This is a genomic window from Sulfuriferula nivalis (genome assembly GCF_009937995.1).
GTDB lineage: Bacteria > Pseudomonadota > Gammaproteobacteria > Burkholderiales > Sulfuriferulaceae > Sulfuriferula > Sulfuriferula nivalis.
The window spans coordinates 1,281,621-1,307,226 of sequence record NZ_AP021881.1; the positions used below are offsets into that span (position 1 = coordinate 1,281,621).

Here is a 25,606-nt window from a genome sequence, read left to right on the forward strand (position 1 = left end):
GCTGTTTAACAGTCCTCGGTGTAGAGAGCGCTAATACTCATATGTCAGACTACCTGAAGCGTGTGAACCTCGACCGAGATATGCGATAGCCCTTGGAATCGTCGCAGTTGTGCGTGGTAAAAGGCCGGTCCACGGAGCGTTTCTTTGGTAGATACTGAAACCACTGCGCCAAGGTGGCCGGGACCAAGACGCCATACATGCAAATCGACTAGCTTGTCACCTGCCATTTCGACAGTTTCCCGTATCTTGTTTGCCATCGTATCATTGGGACTCATGTCCATCAGAATCGCGCCAGTATCGCGCATCAGGCCATACGACCAGTTTGCGATGACCAGTGCACCGACAATACCGGCCAGCGGATCCATCCACAGCCAACCAAACATCTGAGCCAAGAGTAAACCAATGATCGCCAACACCGAAACAGCCGCATCGGCAATGACGTGCATATAGGCGGCGCGCATGTTGTGGTCGCGAGTGTCAACACTATGAGTATCATGTCCATGCTCTTCGAATTGAACAGCGTGTACACCATCAGGCAATGTAACTACTGCTTTAAATGCATGCGGCTCGGGAATGTCAGTAGTTGACTCCAGAAAATCAGATGTTCGCGAGAATGCGAAGACTTGACGCGTACCATCTGGCCGAATGGTTGTGACCGTCATGTCTTGCGCTGACAACTCGGCACCTTCGGTACTTACCTTCATACGAAAGACAGGTGGAACACCATCTTCGAAAATAGAGAGCGCAAACACGCCGGAAGGTGTCTTAATGAGTTGCATTTCTTCACCGTGCTCGTGCTCAGCATGTTGATCGTGGGTATGGTCATGACCGTGGCTGTGTCCATGATGATCATCGCCACTTAATAACCATGCGCTGACGATATTGACAAGCAAACCGACGACCGCAATAGGAATTGCTTCACTGAAATGTATCGGTATCGGTGCAAGCAATCGCGCAATCGCTTCGTACCCGATGAGCAAAGCCATCATTGCTAGAATGATAGCGCTGGTAAATCCCGCGAGGTCACCTAGTTTGCCTGTTCCAAAAACAAAGTGTGGGTCGTTGGCATGCTTGCGTGCATAAGAGTAGGCAAGTGCCGCGATCAGCATCGCACCGGCATGGGTGGACATATGCAGACCATCAGCTACAAGTGCCAACGAACCAAATAGACTGCCTCCGATAATCTCGGCAACCATCATTACGCTACATAGCGCAATCACGGCCCATGTCTTGCGCCCGTTCTTGTCATGATCGTTTCCTAGAAAAACGTGGTCATGGTCAGCTAAAAATGGTTTTTCATAAAATGTATTCATTGCAGACTCACTTGAAATAGCTGTGGATAATATCAATCAATTGTTCCTTGGCATCACCTTGCTCTCCCTCATGCGGCTCGACATCGATTAAGTGTGTCCGGATGTGATCCTCAAGCACGACGGCCAACAAGCCCGTCATAGCACCTCTACAACTGGTGATTTGCTGCAATACGTTGATGCAGCTACTTTCCTCAAGCAGTGCGCGTTCGATGGCCTCGATTTGTCCTCGGATGCGCCGCACGCGGTTCAGCAGTTTTTGTTTGTTGTGAATTATGTGAGACATATCTCATCTTTAAATATAGGATAGGGGACTATACCATAATTAAATACTCTTCTTTAATCAGTTAAAGAAGCCGTTGAATTATTTAACCGATTGCCACCGTTTTTTTATAAGAATTGTCATCCTGATTTGACTACGCTAGAATGCGCGGGTCTTTATTAATGGAGTTCCATCTGTGGATAGTTACTGTAGTCGATCTTGCATTGACCACGCACAGGTGAGGTAACAGCTGTCATATTCTGCTGCTATCTTGCCCAAAATGGCAGGTAGTAGCATTGAGCAACCGGTTCTCGGTTGCTTTCGTTTCTTCCTATTAGTTCTGTAATGTGCCGCTAAAGCGGTTCGAGTTTGCTTGAGCATGATTGCGTGCTCACCAAGGAGTACGTATGAGTTTCAAATTTACCAAATTGCGCCATTCGGCATTCATTAACCAAGGGGTAGTTGCGCTCATCGGCACGCTATTACCTGTTATTAGCTTAGCGCAAGCGCCTGAAGATGCAAACTGGGATGCCAAATTCCAGACCACATACGTCTGGCAGAGCAAGCTTCCCTTTTCTGCCGCCTATTCTGGCCCTAACAGTTTTTCGCCAGACAAAGCGGAAAGCTATACCTTCTCAACCACCGCCTATCTCGGGCTTCGCCTGTGGCAAGGCGGTGAGTTCTATGTCACTCCTGAAATCACCCAAGGTGTGGCTTTTTCCAACTTGACGGGACTGGGTGGTTTCACAAATGGAGAAATTACCCGAGCATCGGGAAGTACCCCGACAATCTATCGACAAAAGCTTTTTTTGCGGCAAACTTGGAATCAAGGTGGTGGGACAGAGCATGTTGAAGCTGATCTTAATCAACTGGCCGGCAGTCAGGATAAGAATCGGTTCGTGCTGACTGTTGGTAACTTTTCCACTCTTGATGTCTTTGACCACAATGAATACGCTAGCGATCCCCGTACTCAGTTCATGAACTGGGGCAATATGACCTATGCAGCATACGACTATGCGGCAGATGCGCGTGGTTTCGGTTGGGGATTTGCTGGAGAATGGTATAAAAATGATTGGGTATTTCGCTTTGGGCGCATGACGGGTCCGAAAGAACCCAACATGCTCCCTGTTGATACAGCTATCGGTCAGCATTATGGCGATCAAATCGAGGTGGAACATGTTCATATCCTAGGTGGGCAACCCGGTAAAGTCCGTATTCTAGCTTGGCGTAATCGTGCCAGACTGGCGAGTTTTGCCGATGCGCTTGCTTATCTTGAAGCGCACCCGGGCGCGGATCAGCAAACCATTTTCAATGTACGTTCAGGTGAAAAGATTAAATATGGTATAGGTGTCAATATCGAGCAAGCTATCAATGATAATCTGGGATTTTTCTTGCGCGCTATGAAGGCCGATGGCCGTACTGAAACTTATGCGTTTACTGAAGTGGATGGATCTTTCGCCACAGGTTTAGTGTTTTCGGGGGCAAAGTGGGGGCGTGCCAATGATGTGCTTGGTCTGTCATTGATGGAAAACACTTTGTCCGCAGAGCGACGCCGCTATCTGGAAGCGGGGGGGATATCCTTCTTCATTGGTGATGGGGCATTACGCTACCAGCCGGAACAAATATTCGAGTCTTATTACAGTTTGAATGTGTGGAAAAAAACCTCAGTTACTGCGGACTACCAGCACATCTGGAATCCGGCCTATAACGCTGACCGAGGTCCGGTCAATATTATTTCCGCGCGACTACACACAGAATTTTAATATATCCAATATAAATTACCTGACTCAATAGGCATGAATTAGGATGTAAATGAAGCCTACTTCATGCCAAAGAAAAGGCATCCATTAATTAATCAGCAATCGACGTTAATGGTACGCAGCGGCAGTAGCACTAGTAAATAGCCTGCCACAAAGCGGTCATAGTCGAACGACTTTCGTCAAGTCGAGGGGAAGGGTCGCTTAAGCCATAAAGCGTGCATACATGGTATATTTAACCAGCATTTTGATGTCCGCTGTGTGGTGCTGCGGGCTAGCGTCCACAGTGTGCCACAAGCGGAACGTTGTGTGAACAAGTTTGACGTTCAGCTTTCAAGCGCTTAGCGGAAATTCAATTTTATATTACTTTTAGTTTACGTCACGGCACGATGTGAATATTGAGACATTTTATTCTATGATTTCATTGGGTTTCTAAATGCGTATAGTGAATATTCTTGTGATTTTCTTTGGTTTTGGAATGTTACCTCTAGCTAACGCTCAGTCAGATAGTTATAAGTCTGTCCAAGCATTCGTAGCTTCGATGCCTGGGGCAACTCTTGAGTTAGAGGCGACAGGCGATTTAAATGACGATGAGCACCCAGACAGTATTGTTTCAATACTAAGAGGCGCTACCCCAAACCAAACGCGCCAGATTTATATTCTTTTTGGGTCTGATCTTGGCACTTACAAAGTTGCAGATAACTCTGGTGAAGAAATTGCCTGTTGCGGCACTACAGATGTTGAATTTGGTGATATGGAGATAACTGAGCACAGTGTTTTTTTTAGCTATCACAGACGCTGGCATAACTGTGTGAACGATACACAGTATCAATATAAACTCAATAAAAATACGTTTAAGCTAATAGAGGTCTTATATAGCTCAACACTGTATAAAGAAGACGATGACAGTATGAAAGCGTCCGTTGAAATAAATAAAAATTTGGTAACTGGTCGTATGGTCATAACCAAATCAAAAAATAATAAAAAAAGTCAAAAGACTATTATTAAAGGCAAACCAGAGTTATTTTATTTAAAAGATGGGGGCGGGCTTGATGCCGCTGACTATAAATACGATCCATGCCAATGAATAACAAGCACTAGTATTCTGAATACTAAACATTGAACTTCCGCTTACTGTCGTATAGCAGTCGTTCAGATAAGCTACTTTTAATATCCGCTTCGTCTCGGTTGGAGCCTTGTTCAGATGTCCGCAACCGAGACACAGCGGTAATATTAGCACATCAGCATGAAAGACAGCTTAGGCCGAATTCCTGACCATCGATGTTATTGATGCAACCCTCTTAAAACTTAAGACTATTTCACTTACTCATGCCCAATAGTGCCTTCTGGATTCTGTCTATGGAAGATAACGCAGCTTCTGGAGTTCGATCGAACTGTGCTCTGATAATGGCGCCATCAACGGCGACCGCCAAAGCTTGAGCATCATACTTTTGGTTTTGAGATACTGGCAGTAAGCTGGCAATGACGTCAGTCATGTCCTGTTTGTGCCGTTGTGAGATATCGACTACTTCGGGCATGGTTTCCCCAAGTTCCCCAACGCTATTGATGAAGGCACATCCTCGAAAGTTCTTATCGTGAAACCACTCAGCCAAAGTTGGCACGAGTGCTTTGCTATCCCCACTGTGCCGAACAAGCGCATCAATGAACCACGCCATCCAACGTTGGTGTCTATACTCCAAAAATTCAAGGATAAGATGCTTCTTACTAGGAAAGTGGCGATAGAAGGTGACTTTCGTAACCCCCGATTTCGAAATCAGACGGTCAATTCCGGTTGCGCGTATTCCTTCTTGGTAGAAGAGGTCATGGGCAGTCAGAAGAATACGCTCACGCGCACTGGGTGCCTGTTGAGGTGCGGGATTAATAGTTTCCATATATGCATTGTAGACAACTCGGTCTACATCGCATAGACTTATTTATATAGACAGTCCTGTCTACCAACTTCCGAGGAGCCAAATATGGAAACCAAGCCACCTATTCCACCATTTACAAAAGAAACGGCAACCCACAAAGTACGCATGGCTGAAGACGCATGGAATACCCGTGATCCAGATCGTGTCGTACTCGTTTACACAGAAGACACCCGCTGGCGAAACCGCGTCGAATTTCCCATCGGACGTGAGCAAGTGCGAGAGTTTCTTGTCCGTAAATGGGCCAAAGAGTTGGACTATCGATTAATCAAGGAGTTGTGGGGATGCTCAGGTGATCGTATCGCAGTACGCTTCGCCTATGAATATCATGATGATTCCAGCCAATGGTTCCGTGCTTATGGCAACGAAAATTGGGAATTCAATGAGTTTGGTTTCATGATGCGTCGTTTTGCCAGTATTAACGAACTTCCAATCAAGGAAACAGAACGAAAATTCTTCTGGCCTATTGGGCGGCGCCCAGACGAGCATCTGGGATTGAGTGATTTAGGGTTATGAAAATGTTTCAGCGCTGGATTTCTGATTAGCACGAAGTCAGCGGTTGGGTCCGGATTGCGGATAGTTGTTCAATATGGACAGCTATTTATACATAGTTTATTAAGTCTAGTGTCCGAAAACATAAGAGATTTGTGTCAATGTTCTGATCGTACCCAATAATCAAGACTTAGCCAACAAGCAACGAAGAGTCACTTGTTGCACTAATGTATTAGCATTAAGCACTGGTGTTGATTTTATTCCCTATAGTGGATGAGCCGCTAGATTGGCTGCTAGCTTTTTCTACTTCACCCACTTTGCTTTTGTCATTATCACCGTCGCTATCTTGCCGAACTGGCGCTTTCTGCGTTTGTAGTTGAGTTGGGGCGATATTATGATGTGTAGTACTTGAGATTCCGTTGATAGACATTTTAATCTCCATGCTGTAATTAAATGGGAAATACCCATATTAAGGTTAGCGACAACAAAAGTCGGAACTTAAATATTGATTTATATTATCTTTGTTAAAGCCCACTTAAAAGTGGCTCGCTTCGGTATGGCATTTAACAAAGTAGTTAATTTCGAATGCAGGTCTACAGATTTAGGTACCAAAACCTCAAGAAAATATCATTAATTCAGCAATTAGTAAGTCATTTGTTGTAATTGCGTCAGTTGTATTGAGTACTCTTTCACCATTAGCACTGATGAACCATTCAACAATGGATTCCGGTTGGAATGTATACCATGCGGAATTATTGATGATCAGGTCAATAACTTCATGTGTATGTTGACTAAATGGGTTGTTACTAGTGTTTATTAAAGCAAGAGAAGCGCAAGGAAATTTACCCGCGTATCCTTTGTAGAAGAGTCCGCGATGCCAATATTTGTTAAAGTTGTTTGCGCAACTCTGGACTGGACACGTCATCGATATGCCGAAATGCTGGAGAAATACGTGCTATCTGTTCTGCCGATACGCCGAAACTCTCAAAGTGAAGCTTCCATTGCCGCACCACTCTCCAAACCCGATCTATGATTTCGCATGCATTAGGGCCCAGCAACCCGAATCGTTCTTTAGCCGAATAAGCGTTGTCTAAATCGGCGAACCTACCATTCAGTCCAACACCCAGATGTAAGAACCGCTCGCTTGCCAAAGTGGCTCGAGGCATCACATCGTATAGGGGGCTAAGTTTCCATCCGCCTGAGGTGGTGTCCCACAGGAATGCATGGTTTCGCAGATGGTCATCGTCATTGCTTACCAGAATATTGAATACCATGCGGCCGTATAGTTCAGCTATATCTACCTTAAGGAAGTTTGTCCCGCAGTAGCGGCGCATGGCGCTGACAATGTCCATATAACTCTTATTTGGCGAATCCAGTTCCTCGCACGCAAGCAGAGTTAACGCACTGACCATGTGGTGCCTGAGCTCCATTGGCTTGTTTGTCATCGTCCAAGACCGATCAAAGCGGCGTATCAACATCACATTCTTGTCCAGCACCTCAATCACTTGTGTTTCTGGCACGTTTAAACCGGCAAGTGCAGCGAGTCGGAGGGTGGCATGTTCGATCAGTGGGATATCAATCAGGTTGTCGCTCAGACTGGGAAACTTGGCGAGCCAGAGAAGATGCTCATTATCGCGAACACTAACTTTAGGGCGCATCCCACCCAAGCCGGTGCCGGCAATGAATATGTCTGATAATCTGTCTGGGATTGGCAGCCCAGCTTCAACTCTTTCGGCAGCCTCCAATAGGTATTGCAGTGATGGAGGAGGTTCTTGTGTGTGCTGAGCGGGTGCATCAAGTGAAGTACGGACATCTAAAGCACCAACGCGGTTGCTGCCGGCCTCCAAAAGGTAAGTAGATTCTGGCAGGCTATTTGCGGGTACTCGAAGTCGAGCCTCAATCAGTCGACGACCCCAGGCATCAGGGGCTGCATCGCGAATACCCCCAAAAAACGATAACCCGTTGGGAGGCGTAAGTAACTTACCCTTTACACTTTCTTTTGGTTGTAACGCTAGGCCAATGGGATCTATCTCGATTGCATTGGGGCGCTCGATGTAGCGCTGCCCATAGGCAAACGTTGAGGCTACTGTTTGCTGATCCTGTTCAGTGAGGTTCAGTTTCCCAGCAGGTGAAAATTCACCGTTAATATGCGCGAAAGCATAAAGATTGGTTGTGGAAATGGCCATTAAAAGTCTAATTCCTTTAGTTCGGCAGCTGTGAGTCCATGCACACGCTGAGTACGTAATCGATGTTCCATAGCAGCCAGAGAGGGATCCTCTCCTGTGAGCAATTTGAGTAAGGTTAAGCCTGGGGCAATAGCGTCGAGATAACGCAAGATGCCTCCTAATGAGACGCCAGGATCTCCGCGTTCTAAACGTTGTGCGGTAGCGCGCGAAATGCCTGCACGCAAGGCGGCATCTGATTGTTTAACCTGACGTGCATGGCGTAGATGTTGCAAAGCCTCGCCAATTTGGGCAGCTTGCTTGGTTAATGGAGGTGACAGGGTGGCTGATTGAGTTACACGCATGATTTATAAATGATGCTTTAAGTGGATTAAAGAGCTATTTAAGCTTCATCTTAAATTGTGTGAATAGTGATTGTCAACCAATATGATGCATAAATAACGCTTTAAATGAAATAAGGTCATTTTTATGAGTCGCATGCAATCTGTTGTTGTATCTCCAGGCGTGTGTGCGTATTCTGGTGAAACTCGCCATGTTAGATTGCACCACAAATTGACCCATCTTTTGTATTTTAGTCTGACCCAACAAATTTGATAACTGGTCATGCAGCATGACGGTTTGCGTTTCTTGAGGTGGGTCAATATTTAAGGCAAACACTCAATCAAAGTGGCTCAATTCGGAATGCAACTTAACACCGGTTGATTTCTGGTCACATCTTGGTATTCTTGCTGAGCAAAAATTAGTAGTCCCCGACAAAGATACACAGGAACGTCTCGCCGTTGCATATCGAAAAATGCAGTCATTGAAACAATCCTTGATCGCCCATGAGCAAATTGCTCATGGGATGCTTTCTAGCATCAGCGAACGTTTTTTTAAATGATAAAGGATGCCAAATTTTTCTAAAGTGGACGCTCATCCACATGTTTTTCAAGTCTTGGGTGACTTACTTGTAATAAGTAGTAAGCGCAATATATGAAACAAGAGCACCGCGTTCATCAGCTAAGTCTGATTTAACTTGCATAGCGTCAGCTAACTGCTGCGCATGTGCAAGAAGACGATGAGCATAAGAAACATCAGTAGCAGTGCAACGAAAATCAGCATCGTCAAGAAGCTGCTCAAACACTTTAACGCGCAAACCAAACACAGTAGCATAACCACGAACATACACATTGCGCCAAATCCCCCAGCGGCGGCCACCGCTGGAACCCGCGAGATGCTCTACAACATACTCAACATGAGAAGAAGCTTCAGTAAATGAAAAGTCTTGAGCAACAACGTGATAAGCAATCACGTCAGTAGATAGTGTTGAAGAAAAGCATAGTTCAAGTAACGGTAAAACATCATGGGTGACACGAGTCTTGCGTAAATTACGAAGCAAACGAGCAAAGCGACGAGCTTCATGAGTACGGTAAGCTGCTGGCATAGCAGAAAGTTGATTAGATAACATGGTAAAACTCCTTATTAGTATTGTTGTTGTTTTAAAGGTATGAAGCATTTTTGTCTTCATAACATGTATAGCTACAGCTGCCTGGATTTGCGCATTTATTTTCAATTTAAGGGTGGGGCGTACCTGAGGAGGCGAGGCGAGGAGGCGAGGGAGGCTATAAACAACTCTGTATAAGCATCGTCCATTTTTTAGTGGCTGCTTATATTTGCCGTTACTATTATTGAATGTTGTGTTCCCATAACATTCAATAATAAGAATCGCTCCATTCAGTGGGTATTCTTCAATTCGCATGACAATAGCAGCATCTGATCAGGTCGCGTAACATAAAAAAGTGGGGCAACTTTCGTTGCCCCACCTCTTCAGAATAATGTTCAAATTTCCTCTATAACCCAACGTGTCGGTCTTGAATGCGTTGTGCTCAATTTAATATTGAATACAGTTTTAACTTTATCAAGTTCTTGTGTACTGGTGAGCTCTGCTGCAATGACACCGGGCACGATTTCTATATTAAATACGCTAGTGTATGGTTCAGGTTTTCCCATAAAGCGAATCGCTGTAAAGACTCTTGTTAACACAGCACGCGTTCTTTCCGTTGAAACATCACTGTCAAATAGCTGAAGCAATATATCTTCAAAGTTCACATTGATCTGTTGTTCAATAGCCTGTTTGTCCAGTGCCATAATGCCTGCCTCAACGCGCTTTAGTTCCTTTTCTGCCTGACGCCGCTCGTCTAAAGTTGCGCGATATTGCTGCTCTAACTGATCGTCATCCGGCACATCGCGTATTAGCTGTAATAAGCGCTCAGTTGCGCGACTTAATCGTAAGCGTCCAGCCCAGCCACTCCAATCCCTTCACTACTTATGGTAGTTCATTTTTAAACGGCAGCAATTCATCAATCTGGCTATTAGGCCAGACCGGTAATTTTTCCAACGTATCTTTGAGCCATGCATAGGGTTCCAAGCCATTGAGCTTGGCGGTAGCCAACAAACTCTGAATCGCTGCAGCGCGTTTGCCTGCACGTTCTGAGCCTGCGAACAGCCAATTCTTTTTGCCGATGGCAATGGGTCGTATCGCATTTTCGACTGGGTTGTTATCAATAGGCAAGATGCCGCTGTCCGCATAGCGTATCAGTGCTGGCCAACGCTTGATGCTGTAATCCAACGCGCGGGCTGTGCCGCTGCCATCGGCCACTTTGACGCGAGTCTGGATTAACCAGTCATGCAGTTCGCCCAATAACGGTTTTGCCTGAGTCTGGCGCAACTGCAAACGACCTGCCGCATCCAGCTTGTCCGCAGCCTGCTCAATGGCATAGAGTGCCGCGATACGCTGCAGCGCAGCCGCTGCAATTGGACTTTGGTTGGCCGCATGCAAATCAAAGAACTTCCGACGTGCATGTGCGAAGCATGCCAGCTCAGTGATGCCTTGGGTAAATAACGCTTTATAACCAGCGTAATCGTCAACCATCAAGTGTCCTTGCCAACCTGCCAGAAAGTGCCGCGCATGCAATCCCTGTCGCCCTGGCTGATAGTCAAACACCACGATAGGCGGTGCGGATGAAGGGGATGCCAAATCACCCGTGCGGTAAGCCCACAGATAAGCTTTCTTGGTTTTGCCCGCCCCGGGGTCTAATTGTGGCACTGGCGTTTCATCCGCATGCAATACACTGCGTGCCAGCAGTAATTCAGTGAGCCTGTCGACCAACGGTTGCAACGCTACCCCCACACGTCCGACCCACTCCGCCAAGGTGGAACGCGCCAGGGTCACCTGGCTGCGCTGGGCAATGTGTTCTATACGGTAGAGCGGTAAATGATCAACGAATTTACTGATCATCACCCACGCCAGCAAACCTGATGTCGCCACGCCGCCGTCGATGACGGCAGCTGGAATGGGGGCGGCAGCAACGGTTTCGCAGTGGCGACAAGCATACTGTGGACGGATGTGTTGATGCACGGTGAACTGGGCAGGTTCGACATCCAGTTGTTCGCTGATGTCTTCACCGATTTTGATTAACGCACCACCACACGCACCGCACTGGCAAGATGCAGGCTCATGGCGATGAATGATGCGGGGCAGATGGTCAGGCAGTGGCTGACGACCTGCGCGTGGACGCGCAGGCTTGGGGATAGCGGTTGTCGCATCTTCGGTATTAGGTGTATCTGGCTGCCCGATTTGGGCTTCAATGGCCGTGATGTCGGCTGCCCAGCACTCATCAAACAACGCACGCTGCTCAGGCGAGAGCTGCTCGCTCTTGTTGGCGAAGCGGATGCGGCGGTAATAGGCAAGTTCCAGTACCAAAGCCTGGTTCTTGAGTTCGGCGTGCTGGATTTGCTTAGTCAGCGTGAGGATTTGTGCGGTGTTTTGCTGGAGTAATACTGTGTTTTGTTGAATGAGTTCAGCATCCTGTTTAACCTGCGCCAACAGCTTATCCACATACGCCGCCAAGGCGGGATCGGGGATAAATTGGGCAAGTTGTTGGGCTGAATCCATGCTTGAATTATACCATTTCACCCCGCCTGAAACCAGCAATAATGCGGGTTTCAGGCATGTTTTTACTGAATCATGAGTGGCTACACCTGCCAGTGGGCAGGGGCTGGGGCACTGAGTCTTTGCCAGTCGATACCTGTGATCAGCCAGTCCCACTGTGTGGGGGTTAAAGGATGGGTGATGGCAGCGATGTCTGGCCAGGTGAAGTGACCACGATGCAGTCGGCGTTGGCACAACCAGACCCCTGTGCCATCCCAGACCAGGAGCTTGACCCGCGTTTGGCGACGATTACGGAAGGCGTAGGCGGCGCCGTCGCAGGGACTGCGACCCAGGCGGTGCTGGATGCGCTGGGAAAGGCCATCTATGCCGATGCGCATGTCCACGGGTTCGATGACTAGCCAGACCTGGGTGGCGATGGGGCTGATGGGATGGGCAGATATCATGGCAGTTGCCGCAACAAGTCAATTAGCCAGGGCGTGCTAGCAATGGGAAGCTCTACCCGCCAGCCAGTGGGGCTGTGGAGCTGGAGCGTGCCCGTGACAGGCGCAGGTTGAACACTGACGGGGATGAGGGTTAGCGGTGGCTGGCGCGTGAGATTGGGCGCTGTTGTCAGCTGGCTGCGCCAGCGATAAAAGGTCTTGGCACATAAGCCGTGCTGGGTGCAATAAGCTGTGACGGTCAGTTTGGTTTGTTGCCAAGCGGTAAGGTGCGTTTGCCAAAAATCAGGCGTGTGTCGAGTAGCCATCTAGCGTGCCTTTCATAAAAAAGCAGCTAGATTGCATGAGTTTGGCGGGCAATGACAGGTGGATGGGCTGGACGCTTACACTTAATCTCGCAATGCTCATCTTAATTTCACCTAATTCATTTTCATTATGACCCTCAAGTCGTTTGCGCAATCTGTCACGAAATGCATCGATATGCGCTTGCGTAAATTGCTGCTTCAGTACGTATAGCAGTACCTCTTTCGTACCTGCAGTTGACACATACGAGCCCTTACGATTCGGGACACCAACTCTTCCTGCTTGACCGCATTGTGCACATATCAATGCAGGAGCTGAACCACTTGTTGCCACGCTTAACGTCGCGCTGCAAACACCGCATGTCACTAAACCCGAAAATAAATGCTTGCTGCTTGAGCGACCAGATCGACTGAACCGGCTTTTGTTACAAACAGTCCAGATTTCATCACTGACAAGCCGCAAATGGGGTCGTTCATATACAATTTCAGCATTTAAGGGTTTGTTTTCTCGTTTATTTTTAGCTTTAATACGAGCGCTACCATTCCATACAAATTCACCTTTATATATGTGATTGTGTAACATCTGTCTTACTGTACCTGGACGCCAATAGGCTATTGCCTCTTTTCGTGGTTTGCGTGGACAATGTATTCCCGCCTGATTCATTTGTTGTGCTATTCCGCCTAATGCCATCCCATTCTGACGCCAATCGAATATTTTTCTGACCCAAATTGCTTCTTCCTCGAATATTTCCCAGCGGGTACCGCCACTGTGTTCACCACCCTCACGTATGCACTTATACCCAAAAGGTGGGCTTGCAATCATATAGCCGCGCTCCAACTGGCCGATCATGCCACGAATGACACGATGTCGAGTGTCACGTACAAACTGTGCTGCAGCAGCACCCAAAACGGCATATTGAAATTGCCAATTCGGAATGTTGGAATCGACACCGTTTGTAGTAACGAGCCTTACTCCGGAATGTTCAATGCGGTCTTCCAGTTTTGCCAGTTCCATTGGCCCCCTAGCGAGACGGGAGACTTCATCAACGACTAATGCGTCAAACTCCTTGTTATCCCAGGCTTTCATTAATCTTGCGTAACCTACGCGTTTTGACAGTGCGTAAGACTGCCCTGAAACGGCCGCGTCACTGAAAATCAATTCATCGACCACTTCATAACCCAGTGCTATTGCGTGTTCCCTTGTTCTTCTGATTTGATCATCGATTGAAGTAGCTCGCTGCTCTTCATCTGAGTATCTTGCGTATATTGCTGCTCGTTGCATGTGTCTGCTCCCGAATTTTGATTATTAATATCTGCGATAGCTATATCAACTAGCAGATCGATCAAGCTTTCCATTTCGCTTGAATAAGCCATGCTGTCCTCACTTTCTAAAATATGTCCTGTGCCTAATTGCTTGGCATTAACGTATAGCAACAACTTGCCGAATCTGACGATTATTTTTTAATGCATTGATACATGCACTGAACTAGCGCTGAACCCAATTAATGTAAGAAATCGTGCTGATCTAAGTTAGATAATAAAAATCAAAATAAATGACAAATCTACGGATTCGGTAGCTATACGTAATAAGAGTTGAATGATTTAGCTCTTAAATGCTTTTTATTAATAACTGTGAGGAATGTGAAATGAGTAAGGAAAATGGCGTTACGGAAAGTAGCAGAATTGGCTTGGTGGCTGGTTTGGATAGAAGTGAACTTGAGCGGCCTGGATCAGCGTTATTAGTCATGCTGCTTGATGCCGCAATACACAAGCAGATGCAGTTGCAACAACTGGCAGCTGAGCTTGGAGTGACGTACAGTTATTTGTCACAATTGCGTTCCGGATATCGCGAGATTATTAATGTTTCGGAACACTTTCTGTCACGTGCAGCGGTGTTTTTGGAAGTGCCTAGACTAGCAGTGCTTTTGGCAGCTGGGCGCATCAAGATCAGTGACTTTTATGCTGTTAGTAGTATCGAGTCGAAAATCGAACCAGCGTTACGATTTATTAAATCAGATGGCGAGCTCGGTGCCAGTATGCCTGTTTCGATTTTTGTGGCGGATCAAGATATTCAGTTATTCATTATCGATCTCTATCAAAAACTGACACATAGAAACTTGCTTGGGCAGCCCGTGGCTTATCAGGAACTAAACGAATATGCTGCACTTGCTGTATTAAATTTAAATGAGTAACCATATATTTGATTAATTGTGACCTCCCCTTTATGGGGAGGTTTCTTATTAATAGCCACCTTTGAATGGTGGCTGTTATCTGATATGGCTTTTGTCTCAATGCTGAAGGGCCTGCTACCCGGCCTAAGTCGTCTTTCATGCTGTTATGCTAATATGACCGCTGCGTGCTAATTTGCGACAGTCGCGGTTGCCTTCCAATTCGAATGTTCACCACCCAATTTCATCGCCATAGGGAGCGGAATGAAACGAATCACTTGTAATAGCTTTTTCTTGTTAATTGTATTTTTTTCAGCGTCAACATGTTTTGCTGGACTTGATGAAGGACTGGCAGCATATAAAAACCACGATTTTGAAACAGCACTTCGCGAACTGAAGCCATTGGCTGAACAAGGCAATACCATTGCACAGCTTAGGCTGGGCGATATGTACGCCATAGGTGAAGTCGTTAAGGTTGATAACGAACAGGCGTTAATCTGGTGGACAAAAGCTGCCGAGAATGGAAATCCGGAAGCACAGTTGCAATTAGGCAATGCTTTTAATGCTGGTGATCGAGTAAAGCGGAACTATGCTCAGGCAATCACTTGGTATCGAATGGCAGCCGAACATGGATATGTCCCCGCCCAGTTTAATCTTGCCAATATGTACACTGGTAACTATTCAGGTATTCCCAAAGATGATGCGCAAACTATTTACTGGTGGCAAAAAATAGCTGACGAAGGTAGCCCTGATTCAGCATCAATGTTAGCAGAGCGCTATTCAACTGGCACGGGAGTACCTAAAGATGATGTAAAGGCAGTGCATTTCTGGCGAATAGCTGCCGAAAATAATACTGTGAGCAAGTACGAGGCGGCTAAACAATTAGGCGACAGTTACTATAATGGTCGTGGAATTGCACAAAATTATGTGCAAGCTGCCAATTGGTATCGAAAGGCCGCAAAGAAATTTAATGGTACTCCGGCGATGAAGGCGCTTGGAAACATGTATTATCATGGCATTGGAGTTCCGCAGGATTATGCCCAAGCAATTACATGGTATGGGGAAGCCGCAAAGGCAAATGATTCTGATGCTCAGATGATGATGGGCAATATGTATGAGCGCGGCGAGGGAGTGCCAAAAAATCTTGTGATAGCGTGTGCTTGGTACGATGTCGTGGCTCTTTATGCAACAAAGCAATTACTTATCCCCGCACTTCTTGGTAACGCCTTACCACTGGATATGCAGAAACTACTGAAGCAATCGCTATCAAGTTTAATTCAAAATCAAAAGGACGCCAAGGAACGAGTTGCAAAACAACTAACAGCGGATCAGCTTCTTCAAGCAAAAGATTTGGCCAAGGCATGGACCATCGGTGATTTGATTCCTGGAATTCAGACCACGCGTTTAGCAAAAGATAGTGCTGGTGAAGGCTGCGGTCAGACTGGACTTTTTAGCGACAAACTTCAAGAAATTGATGGACCAAAAGGCGTGGCGAAAGTTGGTTCTGTCGCAGATATGACTTTTGACAGCAATGGGAATTTGTTTTTTACAGATCAGGCCTACCATACGATTCGTGAAATTAAAGTTAATGGCGAGGTAGTTAAAGTTGCGGGGCAAAGTGGCGAATATGGTTGTAATGACGGTAAAAGAAGTGAGGCACATCTGTTTAATCCTTATGGGATTGCGGTAGATAAAAATGGCATAGTTTATTTCTATGACCATAACATGATACGCAAGGTTGATTTGGACGGAAGTGTTACCACACTTGCTGGAGTATCCAAAAACCAGGACGTTAAAGATGGCAAAGGCAAGGATGCCAGTTTCTGGGGCTATCAAGTAAAAATAACGCTAGGCCGCGACGATAATTTATACGTCGGTGATCAAAGCGGTGTCAGAAAAGTCACACCTGATGGTGTTGTTACGACTATTGCAGGCCTTGTTAATAGAGAACAATCAATTAAGGATGGGAATGGGGTAAATGCTAGGTTCAATTTAATTCGTTCTATAACCGTTGATCAACAAAATAATATCTACGTTTTAGATGAGGGTGCTATTCGCAAAATAGGCAAAAACGGTGACGTGACCACTATAGCAAACTCAGATCCGCGCGCACATGATAGTAAAGGCTCAGACTGGGTAGCAAAGCACTGCTCTGCAGCGAGTTTGGCTATCGACCAAAAAGACAATATTTTTGTTAGCAGCGTTGGAACAATTCGTAAAATAGACCCCGCAGGTAAAGTAAATGCTCTTGTTGATTTTAAATTAGATTGTTATGTCAGGGAGAGTTCTGATACTGGGTATTTCAGCATGCCAAGATCCATGGCAATAGACAAAGAAGGAAATGTTTATGGATTTGGAATAAACGGGCTGTTCAAGGTCAGTCCTATAGGTAAGGTAAGTCTAGTACTTGACCTAGCCCAGAACATAAAATAAGCATAATTAAAACAGAAAATGACCGGCAGCTTTGGAACAAGTTGACCGTCGCTTACGGGTTGTCTTGAGAAATTAGACTTGCCAAATTACTTACCCGAAGCGGTCGTTTGCCAAGGGCTACAAAGTCTCGGTTGCAGACATCTGATCAAGGTTAGTCGGATGTCCGCTTAGGCCCGCGGATTCAACCGGTCGATGCAATTATTAGACCGACAGCTCAGTGCAGTTGTGTGAGTTCACCAATGTCCGCTGTCGGGTTGTTCAGTTGTGTTCCCTTAGGAAAATTATCACGCTCTGAAGCAAACGTCTGCCAATCGTTACTTACGACCCACAAATCACAGCCACCACTTAACGGTGAGAGTTCATTCAGTCAGCGGAACCTGTCATTTGAATTTTTTCCATCGATGAAAACTCACCAATCTAACAATTTAATGATTTATTTCCCGAGAAATGCAGCTAGTTTATCCTTAATAAAAGGAAGTGCTTCGGCAGGTGTTTTATGATTCGGCACCTCAGCCATGGTGCCATTCACTAGATTTTCAATATGATCCTCAATGCACGCACATACATTCTCCGTGTTTTCAGCAAGAGCTAATGGAGGAAGATGAGTGGCCGCCTCATGCAAAGCTTTCTGGAATCCGTTAAGCGGAGCATTGAGTGCAGCCTGAAGCTCGCTGTCAGATATGGTATACGGCAAAGGGGTTACAGTTGCTGGCCCGTCATTACTGGGGCTATCCAGATTCAGAACGCTTTCTAAGTCGGGTGCGACTGCATCTCGATTAGTAAGCGAACCACCAAGATTAAAACAATTTCGCACGGTTGCGATGATGGAGGTGTGGTCAAATGGATAAGGTGGCCCATTGTGGGGGAGGTTGTCATTCGGAGCGGCCCGCAATATTGTACCTTGCTTAATATAGGGCGAAACCAGTACTGCGGGCACACGCACTCCATAGCGATCAAACCCAAATGGTTGTGCATTGGTATTGTCAGGAGGGACAGCCGTAGGTGGTGGCACATGATCATAGCAACCCCCATGTTCGTCATATGTAATGATGAGTAAGGTTTTATGCCAAGTTGGTGAGTTTCTAACGGCATTGTAAACGTCGGCAATCAGCTCCTCTCCCATCCCGACGTTGTGAGGTGGGTGCTGGTCATTTGGCAGCTTCACATCAGGAAAGTAGCGGGGTTCGATGAACGAATACGCAGGAAGCCTCCCGTTTTTAGCATCCTCCTTGAAGTCATCAAAAGAATGAAAGTTTTCAAGGTGGGGCCACAAATTACTCAAGGTAAGCGTCTGTGGAAAATCGTGGAAATAAATTCCCCAATGTTTATTGGCTTCATTCAGCCTATTGAAAATCGTGTTCATTAAGTATGGGAAATGGCTAGGTGAATTGTTTTCATATCCGTTAGCCGTCCCTGTATGCAGAAAAAATCGATTCGGCCATGTTTGGCAAGGTGCGGAAGCGAACCACTGGTCACATACGGCAAATTGTTTTGCTAACTGGCTTATAACTGGAACTTGAGCCTGTGTGTAATGATGCATGATAGGTTTGGGTTTGTAATTTGCCGCAGGCTCGGCGTTTTGCCTGACATAGTTGTTAACAAACCCATTCATGGATGGAGGCTGGTTTCCGGGCTTGCCATTAAGGCCAAACAATTGCATATTTATGTCCACCCAAAGCTCCCCTGGATCGGGGGTTGGGATAGACATAGATTCAGAATCAGTTGCAAGGCTACTCCACACAGGGATATCAGGCTGATCCTGAAGTGGATTTGATTCGTCTCCATTCAGCCCATCGAATGTATTATTTGAGGGGTAAAGTTTCCCAAGCATGCTGTCAAACGAGCGATTCTCAAGCATAAGAACAACGATGTGTTCAATTTTGCTAGATAAATTTCCCATGTTTATTCCTTTATGATTAAAAATGGCTTATGCCATTAAGCCGCGATATCATATTAAACAACTAAACCATTGCTTTTGCTGACGGAAGTCGGATGAGGTATAAAAAAGGCCTGTATTTCTTCAATGCTTGGAATGTTTTCACTTGCCAGCGGTAAATCTTAACGTCTGCCGCAGCCAATGCCTTATCCTTCTTGGCATCTTCGTCGTAATCATCACCCAAGTGCTAATTTAACTTCACGACCAATTTCATCAAGCAGCGCTTTCGACTGATCCAGAATACCGGACATCCAGGCGAATCCGTGAATCGTGCCAGTGTACAGGCGGAATTTCACCGGAACACCGCTGTTCATCAGCCTGTCAGCATAGTTACGGCCATCATCTGAAAATGGATCAAACTCTGCCGAAATTATGAATGCTGGTTGTTGAGGCTCATCGAAAATCGAACCAGTACTACGATTTATTAAATCGGATGGCGAGCTTGGTGCCAGTATGCCTGTTTCGGCTTTTGTGGCTGATCAGGAGCTTCAGTGATTCATTATTGATCTCTATCAAAAACTGACACATAGAAATTTGCTGGGGCAGCCTGTGGCTTATCAGGATCTAAATGAATATGCTGCACTTGCTGTAAGAAATTTGGATGAGTGAATATATATTTGATTAATTGTGACCTCCCCTTTATGGGGAGGTTTCTTATTAATAGCCCCCTTTGAATGGGGCTATTATCTGATATGGCTTGAAAGGTCTGCTACTGTTTAATATCGCCACGTGCGTATTCTGGTGAAAACCGCCACCTGTAATGCTCTCAAACCTGCCACTCATTATTTTCCAAAGCAGCCACTTGAAATGACTCACCTAGCCAGCAGTAAAAGCTGATTGGCAATGGAGCATGGGTGTGTCTGGTAATATGTCGAAAGCAGTCGTAGAATGGCTCTGGAATCTGAAGTTTTTAATGTCGCTTACGTGCCTTCAGCGGCAGGTCGAGGTGTAAAATATACAGCATGAAAGCAGACGGTTGTGACTGACAACCTGACTCAGAGCGACCATTTAGAAATTTTCCGCATAGTAGACAGTCATTAATGAATTTAATCGCCAAAAAGATAAAAATGAAGCAAGTCGCCTGTGTTATTTTTGGATGGTTGGTCCTGCTTATTAGCAATGCTCAAGGCGCAGATGAAGTGTTTCCGTCAGGTAGTTTCCCCTGTGACTTACTCTCCGATCAGCTCCATTCAGGTGAATCCTTACCTGGTCATCAATTGATTTCGACTGATATCGCATTGAAGAATGACAGTCATTTGCGCTTGGACAAAGACGTGGGCAACGGATGGTCATTGGAGAGCGTTGTCAACGGGAACCTGCACTGCCAAATTCCAACTCTTTATCATGCAACCAGCAGTGGACGGGAGAAAATCGCAATGCCACAAGAATTTGCTGGAGGAGAGGGCGAACTTTGCCAAGGATATGTCGTCCGCCTTGCAAGCCTGAACGAAGTTCCGGCATTGCTTGAAGAAACGATCTGGGGTAGCAACTCTATTGACAAGACAGTTATCCACCTCACATTAAAGACAAATACGGGATGGGCTCGAACTTGTTCAATTACTATCTTGGCGAAGCGTCGCTATACTGTGATGGATCAATTCTGCGATGGGAACTATTGTGATGCCTTGGCAAGTATTGCTCCAAATCTCTCCGATCTTCGACACGCCAATGAAAATGGCGTAGACCAGCCTAGCAATCCAAGCGATCTGGATTTGAGAGGCACTAAACGAGACACTTTCATGAATATGGTGCGGATAGCCGAGAAACAAGGGATTAAGCAAGATTTTGAAATACCGACTCTCGGTAAAAAACACGTACCTAGCATCTACAGCGATCGCACGTTTGTAGGATGGGACACGCAGCTTGTTCCTATTGTTTTAGATGGACACATATTTCTTGGCAAGATAGGTACGGCAGGATTTGGCACCCACTATGGTTCCGCAGATGTGCTTGCAGTCTACAAACTTTCTGGTGATCACCTTAAACCGGTTGCAGGATTCTGTCTCGATGTTGCAAGCAAAATTGTTGATAAAGTTATTGTGAATAATTCACCCGATTCAGTATCTTCAAAAACTCCCCTTATGAGACATAAAAATCCTAAAGCTCATTGATTGGTTTGGGTTGTATAGGAGAAATTTGTTTCACTTAATTGGCTTCCCTATTACGGACGTTCGCCAAGGGCAGCAATGTCTCGGTATGCGACAGTCTCGTAAGCGTCCAGCCCAGCCACTCCAATCCCTTCACTACTTATGGTAGTTCATTTTTAAACGGCAGCAATTCATCAATCTGGCTATTAGGCCAGACCGGTAATTTTTCCAACGTATCTTTGAGCCATGCATAGGGTTCCAAGCCATTGAGCTTGGCGGTAGCCAACAAACTCTGAATCGCTGCAGCGCGTTTGCCTGCACGTTCTGAGCCTGCGAACAGCCAATTCTTTTTGCCGATGGCAATGGGTCGTATCGCATTTTCGACTGGGTTGTTATCAATAGGCAAGATGCCGCTGTCCGCATAGCGTATCAGTGCTGGCCAACGCTTGATGCTGTAATCCAACGCGCGGGCTGTGCCGCTGCCATCGGCCACTTTGACGCGAGTCTGGATTAACCAGTCATGCAGTTCGCCCAATAACGGTTTTGCCTGAGTCTGGCGCAACTGCAAACGACCTGCCGCATCCAGCTTGTCCGCAGCCTGCTCAATGGCATAGAGTGCCGCGATACGCTGCAGCGCAGCCGCTGCAATTGGACTTTGGTTGGCCGCATGCAAATCAAAGAACTTCCGACGTGCATGTGCGAAGCATGCCAGCTCAGTGATGCCTTGGGTAAATAACGCTTTATAACCAGCGTAATCGTCAACCATCAAGTGTCCTTGCCAACCTGCCAGAAAGTGCCGCGCATGCAATCCCTGTCGCCCTGGCTGATAGTCAAACACCACGATAGGCGGTGCGGATGAAGGGGATGCCAAATCACCCGTGCGGTAAGCCCACAGATAAGCTTTCTTGGTTTTGCCCGCCCCGGGGTCTAATTGTGGCACTGGCGTTTCATCCGCATGCAATACACTGCGTGCCAGCAGTAATTCAGTGAGCCTGTCGACCAACGGTTGCAACGCTACCCCCACACGTCCGACCCACTCCGCCAAGGTGGAACGCGCCAGGGTCACCTGGCTGCGCTGGGCAATGTGTTCTATACGGTAGAGCGGTAAATGATCAACGAATTTACTGATCATCACCCACGCCAGCAAACCTGATGTCGCCACGCCGCCGTCGATGACGGCAGCTGGAATGGGGGCGGCAGCAACGGTTTCGCAGTGGCGACAAGCATACTGTGGACGGATGTGTTGATGCACGGTGAACTGGGCAGGTTCGACATCCAGTTGTTCGCTGATGTCTTCACCGATTTTGATTAACGCACCACCACACGCACCGCACTGGCAAGATGCAGGCTCATGGCGATGAATGATGCGGGGCAGATGGTCAGGCAGTGGCTGACGACCTGCGCGTGGACGCGCAGGCTTGGGGATAGCGGTTGTCGCATCTTCGGTATTAGGTGTATCTGGCTGCCCGATTTGGGCTTCAATGGCCGTGATGTCGGCTGCCCAGCACTCATCAAACAACGCACGCTGCTCAGGCGAGAGCTGCTCGCTCTTGTTGGCGAAGCGGATGCGGCGGTAATAGGCAAGTTCCAGTACCAAAGCCTGGTTCTTGAGTTCGGCGTGCTGGATTTGCTTAGTCAGCGTGAGGATTTGTGCGGTGTTTTGCTGGAGTAATACTGTGTTTTGTTGAATGAGTTCAGCATCCTGTTTAACCTGCGCCAACAGCTTATCCACATACGCCGCCAAGGCGGGATCGGGGATAAATTGGGCAAGTTGTTGGGCTGAATCCATGCTTGAATTATACCATTTCACCCCGCCTGAAACCAGCAATAATGCGGGTTTCAGGCATGTTTTTACTGAATCATGAGTGGCTACACCTGCCAGTGGGCAGGGGCTGGGGCACTGAGTCTTTGCCAGTCGATACCTGTGATCAGCCAGTCCCACTGTGTGGGGGTTAAAGGATGGGTGATGGCAGCGATGTCTGGCCAGGTGAAGTGACCACGATGCAGTCGGCGTTGGCACAACCAGACCCCTGTGCCATCCCAGACCAGGAGCTTGACCCGCGTTTGGCGACGATTACGGAAGGCGTAGGCGGCGCCGTCGCAGGGACTGCGACCCAGGCGGTGCTGGATGCGCTGGGAAAGGCCATCTATGCCGATGCGCATGTCCACGGGTTCGATGACTAGCCAGACCTGGGTGGCGATGGGGCTGATGGGATGGGCAGATATCATGGCAGTTGCCGCAACAAGTCAATTAGCCAGGGCGTGCTAGCAATGGGAAGCTCTACCCGCCAGCCAGTGGGGCTGTGGAGCTGGAGCGTGCCCGTGACAGGCGCAGGTTGAACACTGACGGGGATGAGGGTTAGCGGTGGCTGGCGCGTGAGATTGGGCGCTGTTGTCAGCTGGCTGCGCCAGCGATAAAAGGTCTTGGCACATAAGCCGTGCTGGGTGCAATAAGCTGTGACGGTCAGTTTGGTTTGTTGCCAAGCGGTAAGGTGCGTTTGCCAAAAATCAGGCGTGTGTCGAGTAGCCATCTAGCGTGCCTTTCATAAAAAAGCAGCTAGATTGCATGAGTTTGGCGGGCAATGACAGGTGGATGGGCTGGACGCTTACACAGTCTCCCCGCATCAGGCTCAAAGTCTGCTATGCAACCAGAAACCGCCATTAAAAATTTCAAACAGCAGGTGTCGCTTTTACACCATTTTCGGTGGCAGGTTTGCGAGCATTACAGGTGGCGCTTTTCAAGCATTTTGGGTGGTGGGTTTGGAGCATTAAACGCACACGCTAATCACTCCTGTTTACTCCGCTCATGTAATGGGCAGAACAGTACTTATACGTGGGTTAAATTTAAATGCAATTTATTACTCTAAGTGGGTCAGTTTTAGATGCAATTTAACAGTTAAGTCTTGAGTCGAGAATCTCTCCCCCAGTAGCACTTTTCCTGTTGCTTTCTCATAAAGCAACACAACAAACTGCTGAATCACGGGATCAGCCTCAGCATTAAGTAGCTGATAAGGAAAATAAGGCCCCCAGTCGGTATCGGCTTTAATAAAATCCAACGCTTTCCAAACATTTAGTCTGAATTCGTCTTCACTAGCAACTTCATAAAAATCAGATGCTGTTATCTTACCCGCACTTAATAAAACTTTGATCCTCGGCACTCCCAAAAATCTGGCACACTGTTCTGCGAATGAATCGCTGATTTGCTTGGTATCTCTCAAGCCGCTTTTGAGCTGCGCATAATAACTGTATGTCACCCCTAAAGCTAGGGCAAGCTGCTGCTTATTAAGTCCTTTTCTTTTCGCGGCTTCTTCAAGCACTTCAATGAGGGATGGGTTTGATGGTGTTGTTGTCAATTCATTCATATGTCGATTCTATTCTATATGTCTATTTTATGCAACCAGCAGTGTTGACAATTGCATAAACATAGAGTATCATTATATACACTGCCAGAGCATGTTAAGTGGCGGTAAATAACCCCCTTGAAACAAAACTACTACAGGAGATTCAAAAAATGGTTACAACCATCAGCAAAACAACCTATCAAATCACTGCTTCCTGCGAAAGCAATTACAAAGCAGACCAAGATGACATTTACTTTAATAACCAAGATTATTGGTCTAGCGTTATACAAACCCGAGTCAGTCGAAACGTTAATCCCAATTCCGTTGCAAAGCAGGTAATTGAGCGATATGGCATCATGATCAAAACTACACTCGAGAGTATGGCTGGTATGTTAGATGAGGCCGAACTACTTATGTTGCTGAATGCCAATCCCACACCATTCTGGAAGTACAGAGATGCAATTGATCTTGCTACAATGCTTGTAGAATCACATGGTGGTTGCGAGTCACTAGAAGAGTCGTCACCCCAAATCATACTAGCTGACAAACTTGTAGTACTCAGCATATCTCAACAGGTCGCTCTCACAGATTTATTAGAGCGCATTTTGCGGAACAGCGAATATGAAAAATATTTCACAGAGCAAGTCAAGGAAGCTGGTCTTCTCCTTAAGGAGCATATCTCGCATCTGGATAAGACGGCTTAACACTTAACCATATCCAAACAAAACGCCGTCAGTTTATACTGACGGCGTTTTGTTTCCATTCAGCCAAAATTAATTTCAAGTAAAGACTATGGGAGCCTAGCATAGGAATGTTGCCAGCCAAATACAGCATTGACAGTGGAAATATTGACTTACTCTCAGCATAAGGTGCGTAGTGGCATGTCTGACTCGGCTATCTTCAATATCTACATAACTTAGTAGTCACTAAATCACGTAGACTTCATGTCAACAGTTTTTAAAGCCAAATTAAGAAAATGCTACTTCTAGATGTAATTATTGGTTGGGGTATTACCGGACATCCAGCACCAATGATCGAT

General features: G+C 46.6%; 25 protein-coding genes. 7 read left to right on the forward strand and 18 right to left on the reverse strand.

What is annotated here, in order from left to right:
* Window positions 1–44: 44 nt before the first annotated feature.
* Together dmeF and SFSGTM_RS06630 are read right to left on the reverse strand one after the other, a co-directional pair.
* Entirely contained in the window at window positions 45–1,313 is a 1,269-nt protein-coding gene (gene dmeF, locus SFSGTM_RS06625) for a CDF family Co(II)/Ni(II) efflux transporter DmeF (protein WP_162084487.1), read from the reverse strand.
* Window positions 1,314–1,320: 7 nt separating this feature from the next.
* Window positions 1,321–1,596 carry a metal/formaldehyde-sensitive transcriptional repressor gene (locus SFSGTM_RS06630; protein ID WP_162084488.1) on the reverse strand — a complete coding sequence of 92 codons (276 nt, stop codon included), beginning with the start codon at window positions 1,594–1,596 and terminating at the stop codon, window positions 1,321–1,323.
* A 383-nt stretch (window positions 1,597–1,979) separates the two neighbouring features.
* On the opposite strand from SFSGTM_RS06630, the gene SFSGTM_RS06635 reads away from it, so the two are divergent.
* Both SFSGTM_RS06635 and SFSGTM_RS06640 read left to right on the forward strand, forming a co-directional pair.
* The gene (locus tag SFSGTM_RS06635; RefSeq protein WP_162084489.1) at window positions 1,980–3,335 is read left to right on the forward strand and encodes a carbohydrate porin; all 1,356 of its coding nucleotides are present in this window, start codon (window positions 1,980–1,982) and stop codon (window positions 3,333–3,335) included.
* A gap of 430 nt (window positions 3,336–3,765) precedes the next feature.
* On the forward strand, window positions 3,766–4,416 hold the full coding sequence (locus SFSGTM_RS06640; RefSeq protein ID WP_162084490.1) for a hypothetical protein: 651 nt from the start codon (window positions 3,766–3,768) through the stop codon (window positions 4,414–4,416).
* 232 nt (window positions 4,417–4,648) lie between these two features.
* Here the strand turns inward: SFSGTM_RS06640 and SFSGTM_RS06645 are convergent, their stop codons facing one another.
* Window positions 4,649–5,221 carry a TetR/AcrR family transcriptional regulator gene (locus SFSGTM_RS06645; protein ID WP_162084491.1) on the reverse strand — a complete coding sequence of 191 codons (573 nt, stop codon included), beginning with the start codon at window positions 5,219–5,221 and terminating at the stop codon, window positions 4,649–4,651.
* Window positions 5,222–5,305: 84 nt separating this feature from the next.
* Between SFSGTM_RS06645 and SFSGTM_RS06650 the strand changes: the two genes are divergently transcribed.
* The gene (locus tag SFSGTM_RS06650) at window positions 5,306–5,773 is read left to right on the forward strand and encodes a nuclear transport factor 2 family protein (RefSeq protein WP_162084492.1); all 468 of its coding nucleotides are present in this window, start codon (window positions 5,306–5,308) and stop codon (window positions 5,771–5,773) included.
* Window positions 5,774–5,987: 214 nt separating this feature from the next.
* On the opposite strand, the gene SFSGTM_RS06655 is transcribed toward SFSGTM_RS06650, so the two are convergent.
* The 9 genes from SFSGTM_RS06655 to SFSGTM_RS06695 all read right to left on the reverse strand — a co-directional run bounded on the left by SFSGTM_RS06655 (window position 5,988) and on the right by SFSGTM_RS06695 (window position 13,884).
* Window positions 5,988–6,179 (reverse strand): hypothetical protein, encoded by a 192-nt coding sequence (locus SFSGTM_RS06655; protein WP_162084493.1) that lies wholly within the window; start codon window positions 6,177–6,179, stop codon window positions 5,988–5,990.
* Between the two features lie 457 nt (window positions 6,180–6,636).
* Complete coding sequence (locus SFSGTM_RS06660) at window positions 6,637–7,935, reverse strand: type II toxin-antitoxin system HipA family toxin (RefSeq protein WP_162084494.1); 1,299 nt, start codon at window positions 7,933–7,935, stop codon at window positions 6,637–6,639.
* Window positions 7,935–8,276 (reverse strand): helix-turn-helix domain-containing protein, encoded by a 342-nt coding sequence (locus tag SFSGTM_RS06665; RefSeq protein WP_162084495.1) that lies wholly within the window; start codon window positions 8,274–8,276, stop codon window positions 7,935–7,937. The genes SFSGTM_RS06660 and SFSGTM_RS06665 overlap by 1 nt, the downstream gene beginning before the upstream one ends.
* A 599-nt stretch (window positions 8,277–8,875) precedes the next feature.
* The gene (locus SFSGTM_RS06670) at window positions 8,876–9,670 is read right to left on the reverse strand and encodes a hypothetical protein (RefSeq protein ID WP_162084496.1); all 795 of its coding nucleotides are present in this window, start codon (window positions 9,668–9,670) and stop codon (window positions 8,876–8,878) included.
* An 80-nt stretch (window positions 9,671–9,750) separates the two neighbouring features.
* Window positions 9,751–10,155, reverse strand: a complete 405-nt coding sequence (locus tag SFSGTM_RS06675; RefSeq protein WP_162084497.1) for a hypothetical protein — start codon at window positions 10,153–10,155, stop codon at window positions 9,751–9,753.
* A gap of 82 nt (window positions 10,156–10,237) precedes the next feature.
* A complete protein-coding gene (gene tnpC / locus SFSGTM_RS06680; RefSeq protein ID WP_162084465.1) occupies window positions 10,238–11,866 on the reverse strand; it encodes an IS66 family transposase in 1,629 nt (542 codons plus the stop codon).
* Between the two features lie 80 nt (window positions 11,867–11,946).
* Complete coding sequence (gene tnpB / locus SFSGTM_RS06685) at window positions 11,947–12,306, reverse strand: IS66 family insertion sequence element accessory protein TnpB (protein ID WP_162083704.1); 360 nt, start codon at window positions 12,304–12,306, stop codon at window positions 11,947–11,949.
* The gene (gene tnpA / locus SFSGTM_RS06690; protein WP_162083703.1) at window positions 12,303–12,608 is read right to left on the reverse strand and encodes an IS66 family insertion sequence element accessory protein TnpA; all 306 of its coding nucleotides are present in this window, start codon (window positions 12,606–12,608) and stop codon (window positions 12,303–12,305) included. The genes tnpB (SFSGTM_RS06685) and tnpA (SFSGTM_RS06690) overlap by 4 nt, the downstream gene beginning before the upstream one ends.
* Window positions 12,586–13,884 (reverse strand): recombinase family protein, encoded by a 1,299-nt coding sequence (locus SFSGTM_RS06695; RefSeq protein ID WP_162084498.1) that lies wholly within the window; start codon window positions 13,882–13,884, stop codon window positions 12,586–12,588. The genes tnpA (SFSGTM_RS06690) and SFSGTM_RS06695 overlap by 23 nt, the downstream gene beginning before the upstream one ends.
* 364 nt (window positions 13,885–14,248) lie before the next feature.
* Here SFSGTM_RS06695 and SFSGTM_RS06700 point away from each other — a divergent pair, with 364 nt between their 5' ends.
* A complete protein-coding gene (locus SFSGTM_RS06700; RefSeq protein WP_162084499.1) occupies window positions 14,249–14,794 on the forward strand; it encodes a hypothetical protein in 546 nt (181 codons plus the stop codon).
* A gap of 240 nt (window positions 14,795–15,034) precedes the next feature.
* Window positions 15,035–17,203 carry an NHL domain-containing protein gene (locus tag SFSGTM_RS06705; protein ID WP_162084500.1) on the forward strand — a complete coding sequence of 723 codons (2,169 nt, stop codon included), beginning with the start codon at window positions 15,035–15,037 and terminating at the stop codon, window positions 17,201–17,203.
* A 433-nt stretch (window positions 17,204–17,636) separates the two neighbouring features.
* Here SFSGTM_RS06705 and SFSGTM_RS06710 read toward each other — a convergent pair whose 3' ends face one another.
* Window positions 17,637–19,103 (reverse strand): alkaline phosphatase family protein, encoded by a 1,467-nt coding sequence (locus tag SFSGTM_RS06710; RefSeq protein WP_162084501.1) that lies wholly within the window; start codon window positions 19,101–19,103, stop codon window positions 17,637–17,639.
* Between the two features lie 212 nt (window positions 19,104–19,315).
* Window positions 19,316–19,594 (reverse strand): alpha/beta hydrolase, encoded by a 279-nt coding sequence (locus SFSGTM_RS17180; RefSeq protein WP_162086230.1) that lies wholly within the window; start codon window positions 19,592–19,594, stop codon window positions 19,316–19,318.
* Window positions 19,595–20,179: 585 nt separating this feature from the next.
* Between SFSGTM_RS17180 and SFSGTM_RS06720 the strand changes: the two genes are divergently transcribed.
* On the forward strand, window positions 20,180–21,250 hold the full coding sequence (locus SFSGTM_RS06720) for a hypothetical protein (protein ID WP_162084502.1): 1,071 nt from the start codon (window positions 20,180–20,182) through the stop codon (window positions 21,248–21,250).
* Window positions 21,251–21,386: 136 nt separating this feature from the next.
* Here the strand turns inward: SFSGTM_RS06720 and tnpC (SFSGTM_RS06725) are convergent, their stop codons facing one another.
* The 4 genes from tnpC (SFSGTM_RS06725) to SFSGTM_RS06740 form a co-directional block, all read right to left on the reverse strand.
* Window positions 21,387–23,015: an IS66 family transposase gene (tnpC, locus tag SFSGTM_RS06725; protein WP_162084465.1), complete on the reverse strand. Its 1,629-nt coding sequence runs from the start codon at window positions 23,013–23,015 to the stop codon at window positions 21,387–21,389.
* Window positions 23,016–23,095: 80 nt separating this feature from the next.
* The gene (tnpB, locus tag SFSGTM_RS06730) at window positions 23,096–23,455 is read right to left on the reverse strand and encodes an IS66 family insertion sequence element accessory protein TnpB (RefSeq protein WP_162083704.1); all 360 of its coding nucleotides are present in this window, start codon (window positions 23,453–23,455) and stop codon (window positions 23,096–23,098) included.
* Window positions 23,452–23,757, reverse strand: coding sequence for an IS66 family insertion sequence element accessory protein TnpA (gene tnpA, locus SFSGTM_RS06735; RefSeq protein ID WP_162083703.1), 306 nt, complete (start codon window positions 23,755–23,757; stop codon window positions 23,452–23,454). Before tnpA (SFSGTM_RS06735) ends, tnpB (SFSGTM_RS06730) begins: the two co-directional genes overlap by 4 nt.
* Before the next feature lie 327 nt (window positions 23,758–24,084).
* Entirely contained in the window at window positions 24,085–24,588 is a 504-nt protein-coding gene (locus SFSGTM_RS06740; RefSeq protein ID WP_162084503.1) for a helix-turn-helix domain-containing protein, read from the reverse strand.
* A 149-nt stretch (window positions 24,589–24,737) separates the two neighbouring features.
* Here SFSGTM_RS06740 and SFSGTM_RS06745 point away from each other — a divergent pair, with 149 nt between their 5' ends.
* On the forward strand, window positions 24,738–25,271 hold the full coding sequence (locus SFSGTM_RS06745) for a hypothetical protein (RefSeq protein WP_162084504.1): 534 nt from the start codon (window positions 24,738–24,740) through the stop codon (window positions 25,269–25,271).
* Window positions 25,272–25,606: the final 335 nt, after the last annotated feature.

What these genes read in the sequence shown, in the direction of transcription:
- tnpB (WP_162083704.1), bottom strand. Translation starts at nt 23,455, where the DNA reads ATGATATCTGCCCATCCCATCAGCCCCATCGCCACCCAGGTCTGGCTA.
- SFSGTM_RS06630 (WP_162084488.1), bottom strand. Translation starts at nt 1,596, where the DNA reads ATGTCTCACATAATTCACAACAAACAAAAACTGCTGAACCGCGTGCGG.
- SFSGTM_RS06660 (WP_162084494.1), bottom strand. Translation starts at nt 7,935, where the DNA reads ATGGCCATTTCCACAACCAATCTTTATGCTTTCGCGCATATTAACGGT.
- SFSGTM_RS06745 (WP_162084504.1), top strand. Translation starts at nt 24,738, where the DNA reads ATGGTTACAACCATCAGCAAAACAACCTATCAAATCACTGCTTCCTGC.
- tnpA (WP_162083703.1), bottom strand. Translation starts at nt 12,608, where the DNA reads ATGGCTACTCGACACACGCCTGATTTTTGGCAAACGCACCTTACCGCT.
- tnpC (WP_162084465.1), bottom strand. Translation starts at nt 23,015, where the DNA reads ATGGATTCAGCCCAACAACTTGCCCAATTTATCCCCGATCCCGCCTTG.
- SFSGTM_RS06740 (WP_162084503.1), bottom strand. Translation starts at nt 24,588, where the DNA reads ATGAATGAATTGACAACAACACCATCAAACCCATCCCTCATTGAAGTG.
- SFSGTM_RS06650 (WP_162084492.1), top strand. Translation starts at nt 5,306, where the DNA reads ATGGAAACCAAGCCACCTATTCCACCATTTACAAAAGAAACGGCAACC.
- tnpB (WP_162083704.1), bottom strand. Translation starts at nt 12,306, where the DNA reads ATGATATCTGCCCATCCCATCAGCCCCATCGCCACCCAGGTCTGGCTA.
- dmeF (WP_162084487.1), bottom strand. Translation starts at nt 1,313, where the DNA reads ATGAATACATTTTATGAAAAACCATTTTTAGCTGACCATGACCACGTT.
- SFSGTM_RS06640 (WP_162084490.1), top strand. Translation starts at nt 3,766, where the DNA reads ATGCGTATAGTGAATATTCTTGTGATTTTCTTTGGTTTTGGAATGTTA.
- SFSGTM_RS06635 (WP_162084489.1), top strand. Translation starts at nt 1,980, where the DNA reads ATGAGTTTCAAATTTACCAAATTGCGCCATTCGGCATTCATTAACCAA.
- SFSGTM_RS06710 (WP_162084501.1), bottom strand. Translation starts at nt 19,103, where the DNA reads ATGGGAAATTTATCTAGCAAAATTGAACACATCGTTGTTCTTATGCTT.
- SFSGTM_RS06695 (WP_162084498.1), bottom strand. Translation starts at nt 13,884, where the DNA reads ATGCAACGAGCAGCAATATACGCAAGATACTCAGATGAAGAGCAGCGA.
- tnpA (WP_162083703.1), bottom strand. Translation starts at nt 23,757, where the DNA reads ATGGCTACTCGACACACGCCTGATTTTTGGCAAACGCACCTTACCGCT.
- SFSGTM_RS06670 (WP_162084496.1), bottom strand. Translation starts at nt 9,670, where the DNA reads ATGCGAATTGAAGAATACCCACTGAATGGAGCGATTCTTATTATTGAA.
- SFSGTM_RS06665 (WP_162084495.1), bottom strand. Translation starts at nt 8,276, where the DNA reads ATGCGTGTAACTCAATCAGCCACCCTGTCACCTCCATTAACCAAGCAA.
- SFSGTM_RS06645 (WP_162084491.1), bottom strand. Translation starts at nt 5,221, where the DNA reads ATGGAAACTATTAATCCCGCACCTCAACAGGCACCCAGTGCGCGTGAG.
- SFSGTM_RS06700 (WP_162084499.1), top strand. Translation starts at nt 14,249, where the DNA reads ATGAGTAAGGAAAATGGCGTTACGGAAAGTAGCAGAATTGGCTTGGTG.
- tnpC (WP_162084465.1), bottom strand. Translation starts at nt 11,866, where the DNA reads ATGGATTCAGCCCAACAACTTGCCCAATTTATCCCCGATCCCGCCTTG.
- SFSGTM_RS06720 (WP_162084502.1), top strand. Translation starts at nt 20,180, where the DNA reads ATGAATTTAATCGCCAAAAAGATAAAAATGAAGCAAGTCGCCTGTGTT.
- SFSGTM_RS06705 (WP_162084500.1), top strand. Translation starts at nt 15,035, where the DNA reads ATGAAACGAATCACTTGTAATAGCTTTTTCTTGTTAATTGTATTTTTT.
- SFSGTM_RS06655 (WP_162084493.1), bottom strand. Translation starts at nt 6,179, where the DNA reads ATGTCTATCAACGGAATCTCAAGTACTACACATCATAATATCGCCCCA.